Source organism: Acidithiobacillus sp. TH-A35 (assembly GCF_057473505.1).
Genome location: NZ_JBYCKR010000320.1, coordinates 1 through 2,141 on the forward strand (window position 1 = coordinate 1; position 2,141 = coordinate 2,141).

Below are 2,141 nucleotides of genomic sequence, written 5' to 3' on the forward strand. Positions count from 1 at the left end.
GCGGCAACGATGAAGAGCGCCACCTCTTTCGCCTCAACATCGGCGCGCACCTTGCCGGCGGCCTGCCCCTCGGCCAGGGCGGTGGCCATGACCGCGACCCAGCGGTCGAGAATCTGCTGCAGGCCGCAGCGGAACGCCTCATCGAGGGGGCTCATTTCCTGAATGAGATTGTTGAGGGGGCAGCCGTACCGGATGACTGATTCGTCGGCGGTATTGATTTTTTCTTCGAGAATACGCTGGAGGCTGACCAAAGGGTCATCGTGCTCGGCAAAAGGGGCAAACCAGCGTATTGCAAGCTGTGGTGCAATCACTTCTTCGACCACGGCCAGCCCCAGTTCGCGTTTGGTGCCGAAGTGGTGGTAAAGCGCACCTTTGCTTACCGAGGTGTTGGCAAGAATGCGTTCCAGGCTGGCTGCCTGAAAGCCGGACTCCAGAATCTCGGTGTAGGCGGCACTCAGCAGATCGCTACGCGTCTGTTCCGGATTACGGGTTTTTCGTATGGCTTGTATCATCATGGAGTTAGAAGATACCGACCAAGCGGTATCTTGTCAAGAAATTTGTATGGGCATCCCCGACGGCTGCGGCAGGTGCGGATGAGACCCTGCGCAGCCTGGATGCGGCGGCGCGTGCCTGAGCGGAGGAACGCTCAGAGATAGCGCAGCGACAGATCCAGGCTGCGCAGATGGCGGGTGAGGCTACCGACGGAAATGAAATCCACGCCGGTGGCTGCCACCTCGGCGATATTGTGCGGGCCCATATTTCCTGAAGCCTCCAGGGGCAGACGCCCGGCGACCCGCTGCACGGCATGGCGCAAATCCTCCAGGGAGAAATTGTCGAGGAGGATCATGTCGGCACCTGCACTCAGCGCTTCTTCCAACTGACTCAGATTTTCTACTTCAATTTCTATGCGGGTTAGCGCCGGGGCGATTTGCCATGCCGCCGTCAGCGCTGCGGTGATGCCCCCGCAGGCGGCGATATGGTTTTCCTTGATGAGGATGCCGTCGTAAAGACCCAGCCGGTGATTATGACCGCCGCCGACGCGTACCGCATATTTCTGGGCCTGACGCAGGCCGGGGATGGTCTTGCGGGTATCCAGGAGCCGCGTTTTATGGCCGCTCAGGGCGTTGGCACAGACGCGAACCTGGGTCGCGGTGCCGGAGAGGGTCTGCAGAAAATTCAGCGCCGTGCGCTCTCCGGAAAGTACAGCGCGCGCGGGGCCTTCCAGGGTGCAGAAGACTTGATCGGGGGCAACAGTTACACCCTCGGCGACTTGCCAGTTGATCTGGATTGCTGGCGAGAGGGCGGCAAACGTGGCCTCGGCATACGCCTGTCCGCAGAGAACCCCCTTTTCACGACTGATGATACGGGCACTGAGACGATTGGCGGCAGGGATGAGTGCCGCCGTCAGGTCGCCGCTGCCCATATCTTCGGAAAGGGCGTGTTGTACGGTGCGCGATAAATCAGCAGGAATCATGCGGAAACCTCGTTGCGGCCGACCCAGAAGAGCCAGGTCAGACCGATAATGGCGGCGATCAGGGAGGCGAGGAGAATGCCCAGCTTGGCTTCTTCTTGCAGATTATGGTCAGTGAAGGCCAGTTGGCTGATAAATAAGGACATGGTGAAGCCGACTCCGCCCAGCCAGGCGGCGCCGAGCAGGTGCCGCCATTGTACGCCGTGGGGCAGGCGCGCAATTTTGAGGCGTACCGCGATCCAGCTACTGAGACTGATTCCGATAAATTTGCCCAACACCAGACCCAGACAGGTGCCGAGGGTGACCGTACTCAACAGCATTCCGGTGGACACCTGCGCAAAGTTGATGCCCGCGTTGGCCAAGGCAAAAATGGGGATAACGCCGAAGGTGACCCAGGGTTGAACCGCATGTTCGAGGCGCTGTTGGGGTGCGAGGGCGGCGGCGCTGCTGTGTTGCACGCTCTGGATGATGCCGGCGAGCTGGTCGTTCACCAGAGGGTCAAGACGCCTGCTATGGATGATGATATCCCGCAGATTTTGCCCGCGGGCATTCAGGGTGTCGGCCAGCTCGTCGGGCCGGATGCGACCGCGTGCCGGTATGGTGAAAGCCAGCAGTATCCCGGCGACCGTGGCATGCACCCCCGACAGCATGACGAAATACCAAAAGGGCA

3 protein-coding genes are annotated in these 2,141 nt (G+C 60.5%); all 3 read right to left on the reverse strand.

Annotated features, from left to right (window positions below):
• On the reverse strand, positions 1-515 hold a 515-nt coding region (locus AC2VNK_RS10115; protein WP_486883664.1), incomplete at its 3' end, for a TetR family transcriptional regulator C-terminal domain-containing protein.
• A gap of 131 nt (positions 516-646) precedes the next feature.
• Positions 647-1,474, reverse strand: a complete 828-nt coding sequence (nadC, locus tag AC2VNK_RS10120) for a carboxylating nicotinate-nucleotide diphosphorylase (RefSeq protein ID WP_486883665.1) — start codon at positions 1,472-1,474, stop codon at positions 647-649.
• Positions 1,471-2,141, reverse strand: a 671-nt coding sequence (locus AC2VNK_RS10125) for a Na+/H+ antiporter NhaA (protein ID WP_486883666.1), incomplete at its 5' end; no start/stop codon positions are given. The genes AC2VNK_RS10125 and nadC, both read right to left, overlap by 4 nt.

Bases quoted from the DNA above. Each gene is read 5' to 3' on its own strand.
- nadC (WP_486883665.1), bottom strand. From the start codon at position 1,474: ATGATTCCTGCTGATTTATCGCGCACCGTACAACACGCCCTTTCCGAA.